Origin of the sequence: Paenibacillus arenilitoris (assembly GCF_014705655.1) — a bacterium.
Lineage (GTDB): Bacteria > Bacillota > Bacilli > Paenibacillales > Paenibacillaceae > Pristimantibacillus > Pristimantibacillus arenilitoris.
In genome coordinates this window covers 200,725-218,293 of sequence record NZ_JACXIY010000013.1, presented here as the reverse complement: position 1 = coordinate 218,293, position 17,569 = coordinate 200,725, and the positions used below count along the sequence as shown (strand labels likewise).

Annotated in this window: 16 protein-coding genes; 5 read left to right on the top strand and 11 right to left on the bottom strand. The window is 46.9% G+C overall.

Translation table 11 applies throughout. The features are described 5' to 3' along the window. The first annotated feature begins 223 nt into the window (after window positions 1-223). Genes IDH41_RS11010 through IDH41_RS10995 form a run of 4 tightly spaced genes read left to right on the top strand, consistent with a single transcriptional unit; the run spans window position 224 to window position 4,984 of the window. On the top strand, window positions 224-1,168 hold the full coding sequence (locus IDH41_RS11010) for an ABC transporter permease (RefSeq protein WP_190860932.1): 945 nt from the start codon (window positions 224-226) through the stop codon (window positions 1,166-1,168). An 18-nt stretch (window positions 1,169-1,186) separates the two neighbouring features. Continuing rightward, window positions 1,187-2,059, top strand: coding sequence for a carbohydrate ABC transporter permease (locus IDH41_RS11005; protein WP_190860931.1), 873 nt, complete (start codon window positions 1,187-1,189; stop codon window positions 2,057-2,059). Between the two features lie 58 nt (window positions 2,060-2,117). Continuing rightward, window positions 2,118-3,653, top strand: a complete 1,536-nt coding sequence (locus IDH41_RS11000) for an extracellular solute-binding protein (RefSeq protein WP_190860929.1) — start codon at window positions 2,118-2,120, stop codon at window positions 3,651-3,653. A gap of 23 nt (window positions 3,654-3,676) precedes the next feature. Beyond that, the gene (locus IDH41_RS10995; RefSeq protein ID WP_190860927.1) at window positions 3,677-4,984 is read left to right on the top strand and encodes a family 4 glycosyl hydrolase; all 1,308 of its coding nucleotides are present in this window, start codon (window positions 3,677-3,679) and stop codon (window positions 4,982-4,984) included. A 160-nt stretch (window positions 4,985-5,144) separates the two neighbouring features. Here the strand turns inward: IDH41_RS10995 and IDH41_RS10990 are convergent, their stop codons facing one another. From IDH41_RS10990 to IDH41_RS10945, 10 genes are all read right to left on the bottom strand, one after another. Continuing rightward, a complete protein-coding gene (locus tag IDH41_RS10990; RefSeq protein ID WP_190860926.1) occupies window positions 5,145-5,495 on the bottom strand; it encodes a VOC family protein in 351 nt (116 codons plus the stop codon). Window positions 5,496-5,614: 119 nt separating this feature from the next. Then, window positions 5,615-6,085, bottom strand: a complete 471-nt coding sequence (locus tag IDH41_RS10985; protein WP_190860924.1) for a DinB family protein — start codon at window positions 6,083-6,085, stop codon at window positions 5,615-5,617. A gap of 512 nt (window positions 6,086-6,597) precedes the next feature. Next, complete coding sequence (locus IDH41_RS10980; RefSeq protein ID WP_190860922.1) at window positions 6,598-7,407, bottom strand: alpha/beta fold hydrolase; 810 nt, start codon at window positions 7,405-7,407, stop codon at window positions 6,598-6,600. Window positions 7,408-7,465: 58 nt separating this feature from the next. Further along, complete coding sequence (locus tag IDH41_RS10975; protein ID WP_190860920.1) at window positions 7,466-7,936, bottom strand: DinB family protein; 471 nt, start codon at window positions 7,934-7,936, stop codon at window positions 7,466-7,468. Between the two features lie 63 nt (window positions 7,937-7,999). After that, window positions 8,000-8,977: a phosphotransferase enzyme family protein gene (locus IDH41_RS10970; protein WP_190860919.1), complete on the bottom strand. Its 978-nt coding sequence runs from the start codon at window positions 8,975-8,977 to the stop codon at window positions 8,000-8,002. Between the two features lie 295 nt (window positions 8,978-9,272). Next, the gene (locus IDH41_RS10965; RefSeq protein WP_190860918.1) at window positions 9,273-9,890 is read right to left on the bottom strand and encodes an alpha/beta hydrolase; all 618 of its coding nucleotides are present in this window, start codon (window positions 9,888-9,890) and stop codon (window positions 9,273-9,275) included. A gap of 171 nt (window positions 9,891-10,061) precedes the next feature. Beyond that, window positions 10,062-10,406, bottom strand: a complete 345-nt coding sequence (locus tag IDH41_RS10960) for a hypothetical protein (protein ID WP_190860917.1) — start codon at window positions 10,404-10,406, stop codon at window positions 10,062-10,064. Between the two features lie 41 nt (window positions 10,407-10,447). Next, entirely contained in the window at window positions 10,448-11,272 is an 825-nt protein-coding gene (locus IDH41_RS10955) for an NAD(P)H-binding protein (RefSeq protein ID WP_190860916.1), read from the bottom strand. Continuing rightward, window positions 11,269-11,667, bottom strand: coding sequence for a MerR family transcriptional regulator (locus IDH41_RS10950; protein ID WP_190860915.1), 399 nt, complete (start codon window positions 11,665-11,667; stop codon window positions 11,269-11,271). Before IDH41_RS10950 ends, IDH41_RS10955 begins: the two co-directional genes overlap by 4 nt. Window positions 11,668-11,787: 120 nt before the next feature. Next, window positions 11,788-14,223: a hypothetical protein gene (locus IDH41_RS10945; RefSeq protein WP_190860914.1), complete on the bottom strand. Its 2,436-nt coding sequence runs from the start codon at window positions 14,221-14,223 to the stop codon at window positions 11,788-11,790. Window positions 14,224-14,700: 477 nt separating this feature from the next. Here IDH41_RS10945 and IDH41_RS10940 point away from each other — a divergent pair, with 477 nt between their 5' ends. Further along, on the top strand, window positions 14,701-15,162 hold the full coding sequence (locus IDH41_RS10940; protein WP_190860912.1) for a hypothetical protein: 462 nt from the start codon (window positions 14,701-14,703) through the stop codon (window positions 15,160-15,162). 42 nt (window positions 15,163-15,204) lie between these two features. Here the strand turns inward: IDH41_RS10940 and IDH41_RS10935 are convergent, their stop codons facing one another. After that, window positions 15,205-17,499 carry a glycoside hydrolase family 2 protein gene (locus IDH41_RS10935; RefSeq protein WP_190860911.1) on the bottom strand — a complete coding sequence of 765 codons (2,295 nt, stop codon included), beginning with the start codon at window positions 17,497-17,499 and terminating at the stop codon, window positions 15,205-15,207. Between the last annotated feature and the right edge of the window lie 70 nt (window positions 17,500-17,569).

The following is a 17,569-nucleotide window of genomic DNA, read 5'->3' as shown; positions in this document are numbered from 1 at the left end:
AACGTTTTCAATTTGATTATAAAACTTTAAATGAGATAGCTGATTTTTGCAATCCGGAGTGGCTTCATTTCGCAAAAATTAAAGGATGACTGAAATTTAAAGGGTCAAAATCTCTTGATTTTAAACGGTTTCTAAACCTTTTAACTACCCAGCGAAAACTAGAGAATTCATACTACAAACAGGTGAAACGAACACCAACAGATGACGAAAGGGGATACACGCAATGGAACACGCCATTCCAAAACGATTAAAACGCTACGGCTTTTTGACCGATATCCGGAGGAATCCGGTTTCTTATTTACTGGTGCTGCCGGCCTTGCTTTACACCATTATATATGGTTACTTGACGCTGCCTTATATGGTCATTGCGTTTCAAAAATTCAATTACACGAAAGGGATATTCAACAGCGAATGGGTAGGCTGGAAAAACTTCGAGTTTTTTTTCAATTCGACAGCGGCGTCGATGGTCACCTGGAACACAATTAAGTTAAATGTACTGTCTATCTTCTTTGGTACGGTCGTTGCGCTTGCTTTTGCCATCTTATTGAACGAGATACGATCAAAATTATTCAAACGTATTTCGCAATCGACCGTACTGTTTCCATACTTTTTGTCGTGGATTATTGTCAGCTACATTGTATATTCGTTCTTCGGAACGGAGCATGGTTTGATTAACAACTTTATTGAGAGGCTAGGCGGTGAACCCCATAACTGGTATGCCGATCCGAAGCCTTGGACATGGATCTTGGTTGGTCTTAGCGTATGGAAAGAAGTGGGCATGTCGGCGATCATCTATTTGGCGGCGATCACGTCCATTGACGATTCGCTATATGAAGCGGCGAAAATGGATGGAGCAAATCGCTGGCAGCAGATCAAATCCATCACGATACCTATGCTCATGCCTACCGTATCCATCTTAACTCTGCTCGCCATCGGGAAAATTTTCTACTCCGACTTCGGCATGTTCTACGCTATTATCGGCGATAATGGCTTGCTGTATTCGACAACCGACGTTATCGATACGTATACGTATCGCACGCTTCGAACTTCTGGAAGCCCGGCTATTGCGATGGCAATCGGCATGTATCAATCAATCGTTGGTTTCATTCTCGTATTATCCGCGAACTGGATCGTGAAGAAAGTGAACAAAGACAGCGCAATGTTCTAATGGGGGGAGGATATTCGGATGAACATAAGAATCGATCTGTTTCAATCAGTCAACACCATATTTATTACCTTATTCGCACTGGCATGCACATTGCCAATGTTGCTTGTTCTCGTCGTATCGTTCACAGATGAACAGACGATTATGCAGAACGGCTATAGCTTCTTTCCAGAGCAATTTTCACTTGAAGCCTATAAATCCGTTTTCTCAAGCAACGGTCAGTTGCTGCAGAGCTATAGCATTTCCATTTTCGTAACTTTTGTTGGTACGCTAGCAGCCGTCGTCATGACAGGAATGGCCGGATATGCCCTTGCGAACCGTCAAGTGCGCTACCGCAACCGACTGGCCTTAATCTTCTTCATTACCATGCTCTTTAATGCCGGTCTTGTGCCATGGTATATGATCAATGATCTACTCGGTATCAAGGACAATATATATGCGCTCATTATACCCTCGCTGTTATTCAGCCCGTTTAATTTGTTTTTGGTCAAAAACTTTATGCAGGAGTTGCCGGAATCGCTCCTGGAGTCGGCCAGAATCGATGGCGCAAACGATGCTTATATTGCTTTTCGAATCGTGTTTCCTCTGTCGCTGCCGGTATTGGCTACGATTGCATTATTTTATGGGCTAGGTTATTGGAATAATTGGTTTAACGCCATCATGCTTATTGATTCAGAAAACCTGTATCCGCTTCAATATTTGCTGTACAAACTGCAGTCGGAAATCAACATGATTAATCAAATGCAAGGCATTGCGGCTTCGAATATAACGGCGCCGACCGAATCGTTCAAAATGGCGATCGCGATCATAACGATCGGTCCAATCGTTTTCCTGTATCCGTTCCTGCAGCGTTTTATTATCAAAGGGCTTATCGTCGGCGCAGTCAAAGGGTAAGTTAGGTATATCGCTGAAAAGCTATATATAATAGATAATCTTAGAGAGGGGAAAAAACATGAAGAAGCTTTGGGGGATTCCTGCATGTCTGGTCGTTGCCATGTTATTCACATTTCTGATGGCATGCAGCAATACAGGTAACAACAACGAGGGCAGTTCAGGCAATGCAACGAGTAATAACCAGGAGGAAGTTTTGCCGGTCCGTTATGTCGTTCCCGGTACGGCTAAGCCGTTCTTGGACGACGTCGTGAAGATCGTGAACGAGAAGTTGATCGCGGACGGCGTCAACGTCAAACTTGAGATTAATTATATTCCCTGGGATGCCTGGGATCAGAAGACGAACTTGATGTTGAGCACCGGTGAAGAATTCGAACTGCTTCACGTCATGGAGAACGGAACCGTTCCTGTTGGATCGTATGTAGGCCGTGGAGCGCTCCAGCCTCTGGACGAACTGATCGATCAGTATGGCCAGGATCTTAAGAAGATCATTCCTGATTACGCATGGGAAGGCGCAAAGATCAATGGCAAAATTTACTCCATACCGGCCGTCTGGCGTTTTGAAACTTCTGGCAGCGGCGAGATGGGGACCGTTGGTTACAGACAAGATTTACTCGATAAAGCGGGCGTAGCATTCCCGCAAACGGCAGATGAATTCATCTCAGCTGCGGAAGCGATGAGGAAGGTCGCCGATAAAAATTTGTACATTCAGACGGAAGCTGACGGTTCGCCTAACTTCCTGCATCGCACGTATGATTCCTGGCCGTTTTATGTCGATTACCGCGATTCCATCGTCAAAGTCGATCAGGATGGCAACGTAACATCATGGTTGGAGAGCGAGGAATTTAAGAAAGATGCTGAATTTTTCCGGAAGCTGTACGAGAAAAAGCTGATTAACCCGGATATTCTAACTTACAAAAAAGAAGAGCGTGACAAGGTCGTGTCGATGGGGGACTTCCTGTTCACCACGAACGCAGCGTTGTACGCTTCGCTTGCGATCTCTAAAAATAACCCGACAGCCGTTGTTGCCGAAAATTACCTGGCATCTGAAAAGCCGCTGCTTCAATTTTTTGCTTTCGGCAACACGAATGCCGTTCCGATAACGGCCAAGCATCCGGAAGCGTCTATCAAATTTTTGAACTGGCTCTACAGTAACAAAGATAATCATAACCTGTTCCTATATGGTGAAGAAGGTACGCATTACAATAAAGTCGGTGATCGAACGATTGAATTTATCGACGACGAGAACGATGAGAATTACTACTTCGATTCATGGATGATTGGTAATATCAACTACATGCTGTTCGATGCGAACACACCAGAAGCGCATCTTAAGGCGCAATCTGTAGAACCGACCAATCCGGTTGAATTCTCGCCGGTTTTAGGATTCCGTCTTAATACGGAGCCTATCGCAGTCGAATACGCCAATGTGCTGTCTGTCGTCAAATCGAGTATCATTCCGATCAAGATGGGCGTCGTTCCTTACGATAAGCATTTCCCTGCAGCGCTGGAAAGCTTGAAGGCTGCAGGTCTCGATAAAGTAGTGGCCGAATACCAGAAGCAATTCAAGGAATGGCAAGCCACGCAGAACAAATAGCGTAATTGGAGAAGGTGGAAGGTATGAAATTTGTATTAATCGGCGGGGGCAGCTTCGTCTTCGCGCCTACTGTGCTGGAGGATGTTATCATTAAACACCGGCTAATGGAAGGAGAGCTTGTCCTAGTCGATCCGAACGCGGAAGCCGTAGAAGCGATGGCCGGCGCGGGTCAACGAATTGCGAAAATCGTCGGCTCTGCCATTCGCATTACATCGGCCGTCGATCGGCGAGAGGTGCTTGCAGGAGCAGATTATGTCATTGTGTCTGCATCGCCGCAAGGAGCGCGTCGATGGGCAATGGACTTCAACATATTAAGCGAACTGGATATGCCGAATCAGGCACGGGAATGCGGCGGCCTCGGAGGACTCATGAACGCGTTGCGCTCGATTACGTTGCTGCTCGATGTATGTCGCGATATGGAGGAACTATGCCCTCAAGCCATATTGCTTGACGTGACGAACCCGATGCCGCGCGTAGTGACGGCTATCGATAGGTATACGTCGATCCGGGCAGCAGGCTTTTGCAACATTGCTTATTTAGGTCCCGATGGTTATGCGTTTTTGCCGGGTCTCGTTGGCAAACAAGCGGAAGAGGTTGAGATTGTAACGGCAGGACTGAATCACTTTGCCTGGGTCGTATCGATGAAGGATAGAAGGACGGGTAAGGACCTAATGCCGGAACTCGTTTCGTTCGTGCGTGAAGGCGATTGGTCGGCATTGCCGCTCAACAAGCAACGAGAGCTTACGGTCATGCGTCGATGGTTGAAGCAATACGGTGCGGTAGCGGCTGGCGCCGTCGATCACCATGCCGAATATTTACCAGAGCAACCTGACATCCATTATGCGACAACGCCACCTTATCACGGCACGGAGGAAGAGCGTAAGCTGCGGCTGAAGGCATTACAGGACATTGCGTCCGGCGAAAGCTCCGATTGGCAAGCACTCTTTGGTCATCCAAGCTGGGAGCATCCTGTCGATGTTGCGCTAACGCTCGGAACTGGTGCATCCCGCACGTTCGATATCCTAAACGTGCGCAATAATGGAGCGATTCCGCATCTGCCAGCCGAGAGAATCGTCGAGGTTACGGTTCATGTGGAGAATGGTCAATGGAATCCGATTGAGATTCCCGCTTTCCCGGACAATCTGGCTTCTGTCATACGTCAACTGTCAGACGTTCATGAGATGATCGCTGAAGCAGCCGCTACTGGAAACGTCGAATTCGTTCATAAGGCAGTTGATCTTGACCCGGCAATCACCAATAAAATAGCGGCTCACATAGCAGTTGACAGAATGCTATCCGTTCATTCGGATTTGCTCCCTCAATTTAGCTAGCTAAAACCATACCCGGGCTGTCAATTTTTGAGGTTCACCCTTTAGAATAGTCATTGGAATAACCCCTGGTTATTTTGATGTCTATTCTAAGGGGTACTTTTTTACTAGCCAGCTTGAGCTGTGTTCCAAGTTTTCCAAGTTAGTTGAACCAGTAAGCAGCTTATAAATGAGCGAGAATATTGACAAGCTTGCCAAATGGGTCGCGGACATAGAAGCGCCTAACGCCCCAAGGCTCATCTACTGGCCCGTATTCAATCGGAAACCCAGCTCCCTGTACGCGTTCAAGTGCAGCATCGATATCATCGACTTCAATCGATAAATCAGGCGTAGGCGTATTAGAGCCTCCCTGTGATGCGAAACTAATTTGGATGCTCATCTTCTCACGAGAGCCGTACGTTCCTATCCAACCATGATCCATCAATAATTCGAGGCCGAGCACTTCCTCGTAAAAGCGTTTAGCTGCCGCGATATCCTGCGTATCAATATTGGCGACAATACGTTTCACCTTCATTTCTAACCTTCAGCCTCCTATATGAGGCCACCGATCTTGCCGGCAGCCTCGTCTTTAATCCCAAACTTTCAGACGCTTGATTCCAGCCGTTCTTAAGTAATCTAATCTTTGGTATTCGGTTAAAACAAACCCCGGCGAATGAGGTTAGCCGTCACGGGGTCTTTGCCTATTTCCCTCGACCATACGGACAATTGACCGATATGGTGGATTTCATGGGCGATAACATGCCGCATGATTTCACCATATTTGAAGTTTACGGTCTCCCCCTGGGGCGATAACTCCAATAACTCCTTCAACTCCATTTCATTGGTCCACGACATGACAAAAGGACGAACTTCCTCGTGGAACCTGGCGGATAAATCCGTCACTTTCTGCAGACTGGCATAGTGTTCGAACGGCTCCGTGAACTCCGGCCTCCCTTGCAGACCGGATATCCAACTGAATTCCACATCCGCAATATGAAACAACGTGTGCAAAATGCCTCCGATCCCGCCTGTCCGCTTCTTGAGCAACTCTTCTTCGGAAACGTCTTGGCACCAAGCGAACCAGTCTTGCCGAACTTGCCAGTTATACTCGAATAGTTTCAACATCTGTTTGCCTCCATAATCGCTTCTGAATTTGAAATCATAAAAAAAGACCATGGGCAAATCAACCCATAGTCAGATGAGAGCAGATACGCGCACGGCGTATCCTAAACGCAAATCTGTTCCGTAAAGGGGGCTAGTTGCGAAACAACATCTATTCGGTTTTTATTCATAGCGCCCACCTCCTTTGTCGATGCCATAATCTTACATGACGACTTCCGGTGCGTCAACCTCTTTTGCCTATCCCGTGAACAGATTACTATGAAAAAGGATCTTTTTCACGATCGTACAACCTCCATCCAGATTCAATATTTTAAAATGATGCGACACCGTTGCGATTCCATAAGCTGCTTTTCCAACTTAAAGGATGGGCTGCCTAAAAACAACAGGGCATCTCAGCCCTTTTATAGGCTCATTTCACTAACTGCCCGTTTGAATAGAAAAGGCAGCCGATCGGCTGCCTTAGTGTCTGTATTCAGCTGACGTACCCGTTTAGTTCAAACGCCCGCACTCTTGTTTTAAGCCAGAACTTTTCTCAAAAACGCAAGCATCGGGTCGTTAAATAGTTCGGGCCTCTGCAGCGGTGCAAAATGGCTCACACCATATAGGTTAACGAATTCCGCGTTTGGAATGCTTCGAGCAAGATACTCGGCGTGTTCGCGCTTTATGAATTCATCATGCTCGCTATGCACAATCGCCACCGGTACGCCGATCCGAGCTAAATCGGACGCCGAATAGTTTGGCTCCGTTTGCATCATGAGGCTGACCGCATCAGAAAATGCCTCGAATTGATCTGGCGTAGCCGATAGCTGAGCGTAGTCCTTCGCATGTCGGCGGAGACACCGGTCGAGGATCGGAGTGATCTCCTTCATTTCTTTTGCACCGCTCGGATCCATGTTGCATCCAAAGTAGAAGACACCCGCAACGCGTGAGGGTGCTTGCATAGCGAGAATCATTGCAATGACAGCCCCGTCGCTCCAGCCAACCAAACCCGCCTTCTCAAGGCGCAAAGCATCCATTACCGCCAAAACATCGCATGCCATCCGTTCATACTTAAACGGCCGCTCATCGCGCGTGCTGCGGCCGTGGCCTCGGCTGTCTACCAAAACCGCACGATAGCCGCTCCTCACCAGCGATGGAACTTGATAACCCCAATTGCCGCTATGGCCCAGGCCGCCATGAAGCAGGATCACGGCCGGGCCGGACCCGTAGGTGGCGTACCAGATTCGCGCGCCGTCGCGTTCAAGCCAGCCTTGATCCATCTTGTCCGGCAGCGGTGCGGCTCCTTCCGCTTCAAACTTATAGAGATCGTCGTCGTACGTTTCCATAGTAATCTCCTTTCTTTGCCAAACGACGAGGCCACCGCTTTTGCCGGAAGCCCCGTCTTTAATCCCAAACTTTCGGACGCTTGATTCCGGCCGTTCTCAAGTAATCTAATAGCTGTCCGGCATGGACGGCTTCATGGTAGGCTACTCTCAAAAGCATATCGCCTAATGGGCGAATATATCCGACGTCGCTTCGATCGATCTTTATGTTCGATAAATCCTCTTGCGAGTACGATTTTACCGTATCCATGAAGCCTTTCCGATATGAATCTGAAAAGCTGAGTTCCTCTTTGAGAGTTGTAAACGTACGTTTTTCATAGGGGGATTCATAGTCAGCCAGACTTCCTTGATTCAATATGGCAAGATGATAGTAATGCTCGCTATCTAATACGTGCCGGATCATTTCTTTCACGCTCATGGCTTCTCGATCCGGTCTCCAATCAAGGTATTCGGCAGGTATGCTTTCCCATATCATCAAACTTCGGCGGCGAACCTCTTCCAAATTCCATACGATGGCGTCTACTGAATTCATACGGGCCCTTCCTTTCAATCCAAATACTCTTCTGTTATTGTAACGAAATCTTTCTGACCAACGTTAAATTTTTGAAAAGTCCAGCTCTATATATGGCGTGTTATTCAGTAAGTTCAAATAATAGAAGCGCCGAGCTTGTTCATTCCATTCACTCCAATCGGGAGCATTAAAATCTCTGCTTCTATATAGCGCGGCTAAAACTCTAGCCTGTCTTAAATCGATAAATAAAGGTATTTTCTTTATCCATACTTGACTTATCGTATTTTCTTTACAATAGCCGTTCATGAAGTTGGAGAAAAAGCGCTTTGCAATCTCCTTCCTTGCCTCGCCGTCCACAACCCACGGGATAGGGATTTCGTATAATAATGGCGTGGCAATATCGGAAACAAACCAGCAATATTCCGCCTCGTCAAAGTCGATAATATGGGCCTTATCCCCATCATTCAGATAATTACCGCAGCTAATATCCCCATGAATAAGGCCGTAAGCATCTTTATCTTTGGAAAGAGCGCCAACTTCCCCGATTAAACGGTCGAAACGGTCATGTAACTCTGACGGACAATAGTTTTTAAATGAAGCCAATAAAGCATTCTCATTCCATTCGCAGCGTACATGTTGGGAGGGATAGCGAAGGGAGAGCTTATGTATTTTTCCAACAAATTGACCTATATTCTCATAAAACGTATTGCTCTCCTCGGCAATTTTCGCATTTCTGCCAGGGACTTTCTCAAAGGCCGTCGCAACAAAAGCATCGTCAATGCTATGAAGAAGATCACCGGTTAGTGATTGAATCGGTCTAGCTGCTTTTACGCCGGACTCCGCCAAAAACATAATAAAATCTAATTCCGCTTTCGTTAATGCTTCATTCCGATGCGTGACATGGGCAATTCTTAGAATAACTTCACGATCTCCGGCCATTCCGGAATAAACGAAGTTTTGAAACCCATTTAATTCGTTCAACGAGTCTTCGCGAATTCCGTAACGTTCCGCGGCTTGTCTTAATATATCTTGAGTGAATAGCTGTTTGATCTTCTTATCCATATGATTCTTCGATCACACTCCAACTGTAAGTGATCTTATTCTAATCGAAATCAATTCATTGCGATCAATAAAAAACGTCTTTAATTAAACTATCCTTCCAGTAAGTTAAACCATCGTACCCTTAGTTCAAACATCTGAATAGAGCGTAGCAACAGAATCGAACATAATACTCCCCCAAATACTCAGAACTGGTGTTCGGACTCCATTATAAACCAAGTTATTAGGGAAGTCATTACTCGCTGCGCCTCTGAAGCAAAGACCGCTCGAACAATTGTCCGGCGGTCCTTTGGAAGGGCTATTTATGATTGAAAAACCGACTAGATACCTCCACTAAGCTTTTCAATATCTCTAAAGACTGATGCAAATCGCTTACCTCTAATGCGTGATTAGCATCTTTTATTCTAAGCACTTCTGTATTTGGAAATCCTTCGATATGTTCAATATCTTCCTCATGAAATACTGGATCTTTTGTGCCGCTTACAACTAATCCGCCAAATTTCTCAATGATCGGGATTGTTGATCTTATAGGTGTTAAGAACACATGTCTTATCGATCTTTCTTTAAATAATTCAGCCGTTTTACCAGCTATGTAAGTTCCAAGACTTTTGCTGACAAATACGACATCATTATAATTATTGATTATCTGGTTTATTGAGGTGTAGCATTCTTGAATCAACTGATCAACCTTCGCTTCTTCAAAAGCAGTTCTTGCAGATTGATAGCCATACTCAAGCATTAATAGATCATGGCCCTCATCATATGCGGATTTGCCCGTATAGTATAAAAGAGGTAATTCACATGAGTAATTCTGCCCAGGGAAAAACACAGCAACAGTGGTGTTATCATTTTTTATGTGTTTGTGAGAAATATCCCTGCCCCATTCCGAAGGTAAAATAATCTTATCAATATGCATCCACGTTACCTCTTTTCAAATGATTTGGTAAAACATTCAACATTTACTGTATTATACACTGCCTGTTCCACTAAACTGCCAAATCGTTCAAAAAACGGCAGCCTCTTATTGAAGGCCACCGTTCTGTTCCTCAAGTATTTGTTTTCCTTGATCTCCAGCACCTGGGTTAACCTATTCTTCTAATCCAGCGCTTCTATCCACATATCCCAAGATCTCTAAAAAGCGCTTATTTTCATTAATATCCTTCTCTGTTAATTGTCCCAATTTCAACTTAGCAAGAAGAACCAGCTCATTATGCTCAGTGTATGAGAAGTCCTTATATATATCCTGATTTTTCTTATGAAAGAGATGAATTAGCTCTGTAAGTTCAAAATATCGCAAAGAGCCTGATTTCCATTCCATAAAAGACTGATACAAGGGTTCCAGGGCTTCTTCAGTTACCAATTTGTGATATTCCTCAATAATTTCACGCTCCTGTTGCCGTTTTTGTTGTCTAGTAGTTAATTTGTTATCCAAGTTTCCATCCACCTTTTTTCATTCGTTTGTCCATTTTTGGTTCACGAAGTTTTAAAATATTTCACATGTTCAGAGGCCCACTGTGCGAAGGTTCGTGCTGGACGACCAGTAACCTGCTCGACGGTTGGAACCACGGTGTACCCGGATTTTGGAGGGTTCGCATGCCATCCTAAGACGAAATCGATGGCGTCCTCTGACGCTCCCTGCTCCCGCATACGTTCTCGTGCTTGATCTTCGGTGAGCTCGACAAACCGAATTTCCCTGCCGACCACCGCACCGAGAATTCGAACCTTATCGAACACCGTCAGTACCTCCGGACCAGTCAACGTGTAGGTTTTTCCGGCGTGGCCATCACCGACTAATGCGGCTACCGCTACGCTAGCGATGTCGGCAACGTCGATCATAGCGCTGGGCGAGTTGCCGAATGGTTCCCGGACAATACCTTCCAAGCGGATAGATTCTGCCCACCCAAGCGCATTGGACATAAACTCTACAGGCTGGAGAAGTGTCCATTCGAGGTCACTGGCTTCTACAGCCCTCTCCACAGGCCCATTCTCGCCATTCCATAAAACCGTGATTCGCCGCACTCCTGCCTTTCGAGCAAGTTCAACAATCTCGGGTCCGGTTTGCAGCGGGGTGTAACCGTCACTATTGAAGGTGATCAAGTGTATAGCCGTAACTCCGTTCAACGCTGGCGCAACAGTCTTTGGCTCCGTAAGGTCGCCATACACGACTTCCACGGCTTCGGGCAGCTTAGCGCTTGACGGATTGCGCGTGAGTGCGCGTACATGATGGCCAGCCTCGAGAAGCTGGTTGACTATATGACGACCGACATTTCCTGTTGCTCCCGTTACTAGAATGGTCATTGTTCATCCTCCTCTTCGTGTACCCATTTATCCCGGTTTTCTTTCATTAGGTTGATTTGTTTTTCCAAACGGACTTGCGCCTCATCGAGCGCCCTTTTTTGCCGGATCACTTCATTCAGTTTGGTTTCATAGATTTGCAGCAACGCTTCGCAATACTCGTCTTCTGTTTTGTCATACCTTAGATCTTCAGGGCAATACACAATATCTTTAATCTGGTCGGTTGTTAGACCTAAATGAAGATAAAGTTGGATTGTATTGACAGCTTCGATAATCGAATCATCGAACTCGCGATAATTATTGTCGAGACGAGAAACCGTTATCAGCCCTTTTTTCTCATAATGCCGTAAGGATCGAGAACTGACCCCGGTCATTTTAGCGATTTGACTTATTTTCAAAGCTCCACTCCCCTTCCTTGTCATTATGAATATCATCATAAAGGATGACACTAGTGTCAAAGTCAAGTTTTTGTAGATATTAAAAAGCCGCGTCTTACGCATAACTGCTTTGTTGACGGATCAGTTGTACCTGCGCAGCGTAAAGGCTGGCGGATCGCCGGAGCCTTCGCTTAGCTCCATTGTCTCGTAATAGCCCGGCGTTACCTTGCGGCTTACGGACAGCGACTGCAAATCGAGCGCCACGATCTCCGTATACATCCGCTGGCCCGCCTTCAGACCTTCCTGCAGCAGCTTGTAACGGTCGTTCTCGTTGCTTCTAAGCAGAAAGTAGAGGCTGCCGTTAAACTTCACAGGCTTGCCGATATCGGCGTAATTTTGGCGAAAAACCGTCTTGACTTCGTTCCGTTTCCAATCCAGCGCAAGAATACGGTAGCCTTGAACGAGGTACAACAGGTCTGCTGCTTCGTCAACGATCAGTGTGTTCTCCCCTTGCGTCGTATGGTCGTAGATGCCGTCCGGCTTGGAACGCGGATAGGCCAATGTGCTCATCCACTTGCCCTGCCGGTCAAAACGCTCCAGCCGGCGGTCGAGCAACACAAGCACCTCGTCTTCATAGGGAACGATATGCGTCTGCGCGCGCGCATTCTCGTTATAGCCGATGTAGAAGGTGCGATACTCCCGCTTCGCTTCCGCATATTGATACAGCCAGCCGTCGAGATAATACCACGTGAGCCCGCTGACCTTATCCCGATACCACTCCTGCGGACGGAAATGGTCGTACGACGCCATGTTCACAGCCGTTGCGGTCTGAAACGGCTGCGGCTCGGCGTTCATAAGCTGAAGCTCCTCATCCGTAGTGTAGCGGTACGCCGTCGATGCAATGTGCAGCATTCCTCCCTCTACCGTGATCCGATAAGGGGCAGGAATCTCGAGCCTCTTCACAATCTCGAGCTTATCGTTCAGCTTCAGCACGCGCGAGCCTTCCGTATCCGCGACGATCCAGCCGTCATTCACGCGGGTGAAATCTCTCGCTCCGCGGCCGCTGAAGCCTTCCCCGACCGTAACGGAAACGGTAATCGGCAGGTCTCCGATCGCCGTAAGCGAACCGTCCTTATACTCGTAGAGATGCTCGTCAACGAGCGCGAACCACCGCGAACCGAATTTCCGATACGTTTTCGCAAATCCGTAGTCGGAATCTAAGTGAGCCTCGTTCACCGCCCGTTCCAGCTCCTCGGGAACCGGAGCATTCGTGTTCATTTGTTCGAAGTCCCATGCAAGCACCTGATGACTGACCCAATCCGGATCGTAGGGCGGCCGCTCTTCTTGTTTGAAGTCGGCATTGTCAAGAGGCGCTGACCACAGCGTCTTCGGATCGGCGTTCTCCGTATGAAGAAGATCGTACCAGGAAATATACTTCGTCTCGCCATCCATCTCGTATTCCAAGAGCGAGCCTTGCGAGGACTTCCACGTTGCTCCGTCCAATGGATACTGCTTATAGCGAGGTGGAGCAGTTCCTGTTTCCGTCGAATCACCGCTAGCATACTGAATGATCTCCAGCTTCTCTGGCGACCTGTGCGTGAATGTGTAGGCATTCAGCGCCTGCCAATCCTCCTCCCACAATCTCGGCTCTCCTTGAAGAATAGTATCGAAGTTGCCTCCCACGAACGATGCGACCTCGTCGCCGTCCTGGCTTCGGAACCGTCCGAGCAGCTGCGGCGGTTCCTCCATGAACGCCATCAGCTTCATATCGATCAACTCATATCCTGCATACCTCCACACCAGATAATGAGGAGCTTTGCTGTAAATGAGGCCGCCATCGTTATCGACGAAAGAATAAGCAGTCGTTCCATCCGATAATTGGAACACTTGCGCATCGGTTATGACTTGCAGGCCTTCAACCTTATCTGGTATCTTTCCCGGGACGTCTCCCGGGACGCCTCCCATCGTATTCCGATTCAGCGACTCCCATTCGCCACGGGACAAATCAAATACATGCTCGGAGAAGCTTGATCCGTTAAGCGTCTTGATGACAAACCATTCAGGCTGTTCAATTGCCGTCACCGACAGCAGCTCTTGCGGGCCAAAAAACTTCTTTTCCCGCGGAGCGATGATCACCGGCTTCGGCTGCCGGATACGTACGGCCATCCACGCTCCATGATTCCCATCTTCACGCGAGCCCTTCTCTATAAGCTGCTCGCCGATAAGAAGGTGCTCGCCGTTCAGCCATGCATGCGCGGCATGCGGCTCCGTCCATTCGTACATCACTTGCTTATCGACTCCGTCTGAGGTGTAGTAGAGATGGAGATTGTGCACATAAATGGATTGCTGCTCCTGCCGCCACAGCACATGCGGCTCGCTCGTATCCGTCGCAAACTCGCTCACGTTGAAATTCCGTTCCGGCTTCGCCGACGCTTCCGGCTGAGCGGTACCGGTTGGCTTTGCGATGGACGCCTGGCTAGGGACTTTATCGCTTCCGACATAAACACAGATGACAATGACGAGTGAAACCATGACCAAGCACCCGATCAAGATCAATGATTGTCTGTGCAACCTCATAATAGGCCCCCCGTTATTTTAAAGATACCATCATCTTTTTTGACGATATGAATTGGTAAAAGTTGCAATTAACCAGCCGACCCTCCCGAGCAGAAAAAAACCGATTCCCGGCGGCAATCGGCTTTTTCTCATTAGGCTTCCAAGTTAAACAGCTTGTCTAGCGATATCTGAAAATCCTTGAACACGTTCGAATCGCGAAAAGAGTGAATTTAGCTATCGTACCCAGTTCGTTCAAGGAAATTGTGCTTACATAAAAATACTTAAGAAGCATCAACCTAACTATGAGGTGTTAAAAATGACAATTATAAGAAATAGCTTTGCGATTAGTATATCCGTATTATTAGCTTTCTTCGGGTTCGTCTCAAGTTCTTATGCACAAGCATTGCCGAACTCCCATACAAGTGTCTCAGAAGAGGTAAATAAACGGGTTGAAGAGCTGGAAACACGATTGGACCGGCTTGAGCCATCCGAACCGACATGATTGTATATGAAGAACATTGGCATAGCACCTATTGGGGAGGCCGATGGAGTTATGTTCCTAATCGAATCCATTACGCGCTGCATCGGCTGTTTACTACGTATGACATCGGAATATCCGGCGAGCTGAATTTCAAACAACATGTCGGCATTGATTTTCCCATGTTTCAAAATAAAACCGACCTTGATCTGTATATCGTTGTTTTTCAAACAACGGTCACCGATGTCTATACCAAAGGAAACCAAATCATTGTCGTGGGGACTCCCGAACGAAATGGAGTTCAAGTGTTGACCGTCAAAACAGGCGATTTGCATCCTTCCGATTTAAAGAAATTGCTGCTTATTCAATTGGCGACTCCTCTTGGTCATGAACTTGATTACTCGCTCATTGTCTACGAACCGCCTGATTTTTGGTTAAAGCAAATCCAAAGGGCCCATTGTGATGTTTCACAAATAAAATAGCGGAGCCGAATAACATTCGGCTCCGCTGTTGCAGCTACATGATCAATTTGACTTACGAATCACATTCAGTTCTCTATTTATGACGGCCAGTAATTCCGGGGGAATATTAAAATGTGCCAATTGGGCCATCTTCTCGATAGACATGACGCTTTTCATCACCTCAAAGAAAGGGTTATCCGTCCTTTCCCCGAAATATTTCTGATAAACCTCTCTAGCCTTTTCATTACTCAAAAGGTCTTCGATCGTGTCGAAAGTCGAGTAGTAACCTTCCTTCAACTCTATTTTTTCGACATTCGATAAGTCGAATTTTTCAAACCAATTCACGACATTTTTAGCCTTCTCCAGATTCACATGGACATAGCTTTGATCGAGTTCGGGTCTGCGGAATATCCGAATTTCATCTGTATGGACACCGCCCTCGCCATCGATTCCCTCGACTCTCACTATATGTTCTCCTAATGGAAGCGGTACGTCTTTTACGATTTTCATCGTTTGATCGTTCTTGATTTCGGCAAGGAGTTGAGTACCTTTATATACGTTGACATGGTGCAAATTGGTCAAGACGACGATATCGTTCAGTTCCATATGCCGATTTTCAAACCGCCGGCCGGCCAGATGAACGAATGGAACCTTGGACCAGTATGCCTTATACAGGTAAAAGGCGTCTTTTTTCAGTTTACGATCGATCGTAACAAGACCCTTTAGGTTTTTACCGGTCTCGCCTCCTTCCCGCCGATTCGCGCTGCCGAAATCGAACATATTCCATACATAACCGCCTTGTACGTAAGGTCTCCGATTAATGGTTTCAAGGGCATTATGATGGAATAATAGCTGATATTCCTCCGTATAATCTTGAACTTTAGGCGAATAAGCGTGAAACCTGGGGTTTGTATCCACCCCGTATTCGGATAGAATGACAGGGACATCAGGGTTAACACGGTGAAAGGCATCGAACCGCTCTGCCAAATCTTTCATTTCGCCGTAGTACCAGCCGTAATATAAATTATAGCCGACGATGTCGGTATATCTGTTAATGATGCTTTCGTCTTCAACCCCATTGATATTGGCTTGCGCGGTTAAACGATTAGGGTCCAGCTGTTTGGAGAGCGCCGTCAGCTTCTTGATCGCTTTATGGGTGTGTTCCGTTTCGACGGCAATCGTAATTTCGTTTTGAACGCCCCAGCAGTAGATGGAGCAATGATTATAGGCTTGCTTTATAAGTTTTTCCAGTTGCTCGACCGCGTTATGATTATCGGGATCTTTGGTAGACGGAACACTGATAAAAGGAATTTCCGCCCATACTAACAAGCCATATCGGTCGCATAAGCTATAAAAATAGTCATCATGCTGATAATGCGCAAGTCGAATGCTGTTCGCTCCGACTTCGCGGATCAAGGACATATCTTCATCCATTTGCGCTTTGGTTATCGCGTTGCCCATACCGCCGTAATCCTGATGACGGCAAACGCCGTTTAGCTTGATCGGCTTCCCGTTTAAGAGTAAGCCGCGGTCGGTCGTGGCTTCCACCGTACGAAAGCCAATTGCGATATTTCGCTCATCGCATATTTGCCCATTTGAGTGGACGGATACCGCCGCCGTATAGAGATAGGGCTGCTCGATGCCGTCCCATAACACCGGATTGCATATCTCGCCGCGAATGCGAAATTTCGCTTCACCTTCAAGCACCAGATCAGAGTCCGCTTCAAATACGGTGTTTCCCTCTTGGTCTATAAGCCTCACCTGAATCGTTCCCGTTTGAGGTTTCATGGATTCATTGGCGACTGTACCGTGAACGAACAGTTCAAAGGTATCACGACCGATTTTTCGCTGCGTCAAATAAACGCCATCACGACCGCTGTCCATGACGTCGAAATGAATATCGTCCATGACGAGAAGTTTTACTTCCCTGTATAGGCCTCCGTAAAACGTAAAATCCGCCATAAGAGGGAACACTTCATTATGGTAGCTGTTATCAACCATAACAGCGATCAGATTACTCCCCGCCTTTAAGTAAGGATTCAAGGCGATTCGAAACATCGAATAACCGCACCGGCTCTCGCCGGCCAGATTACCGTTGATATACACTTGACCGATATTCCCTGCTGCTCCAATCTCCAAGTAAAACCGTTTCGTCAAGTTCTCGGAAGAGATTGACAACGTTCGCTGATACCAGCATTGACCGCGATAATATTGCTCGCTTCCGCCTTGCCCGTCGGCTTGATTCCACGTATGCGGCAGGGTGACGGTCACCCCCTCTTGAATGAACTCCCTAGAGAAGGATGGGTCGTTCTTCTTGGTGAACAACCATTGATCGTTGAAAGAAATTTCTTCTATCATTGCGTTACCTCTCCTATGAAACGAATTTTAAATCTATTCGATTCCTCCGTCTTGGCGCCTCCAAAACATT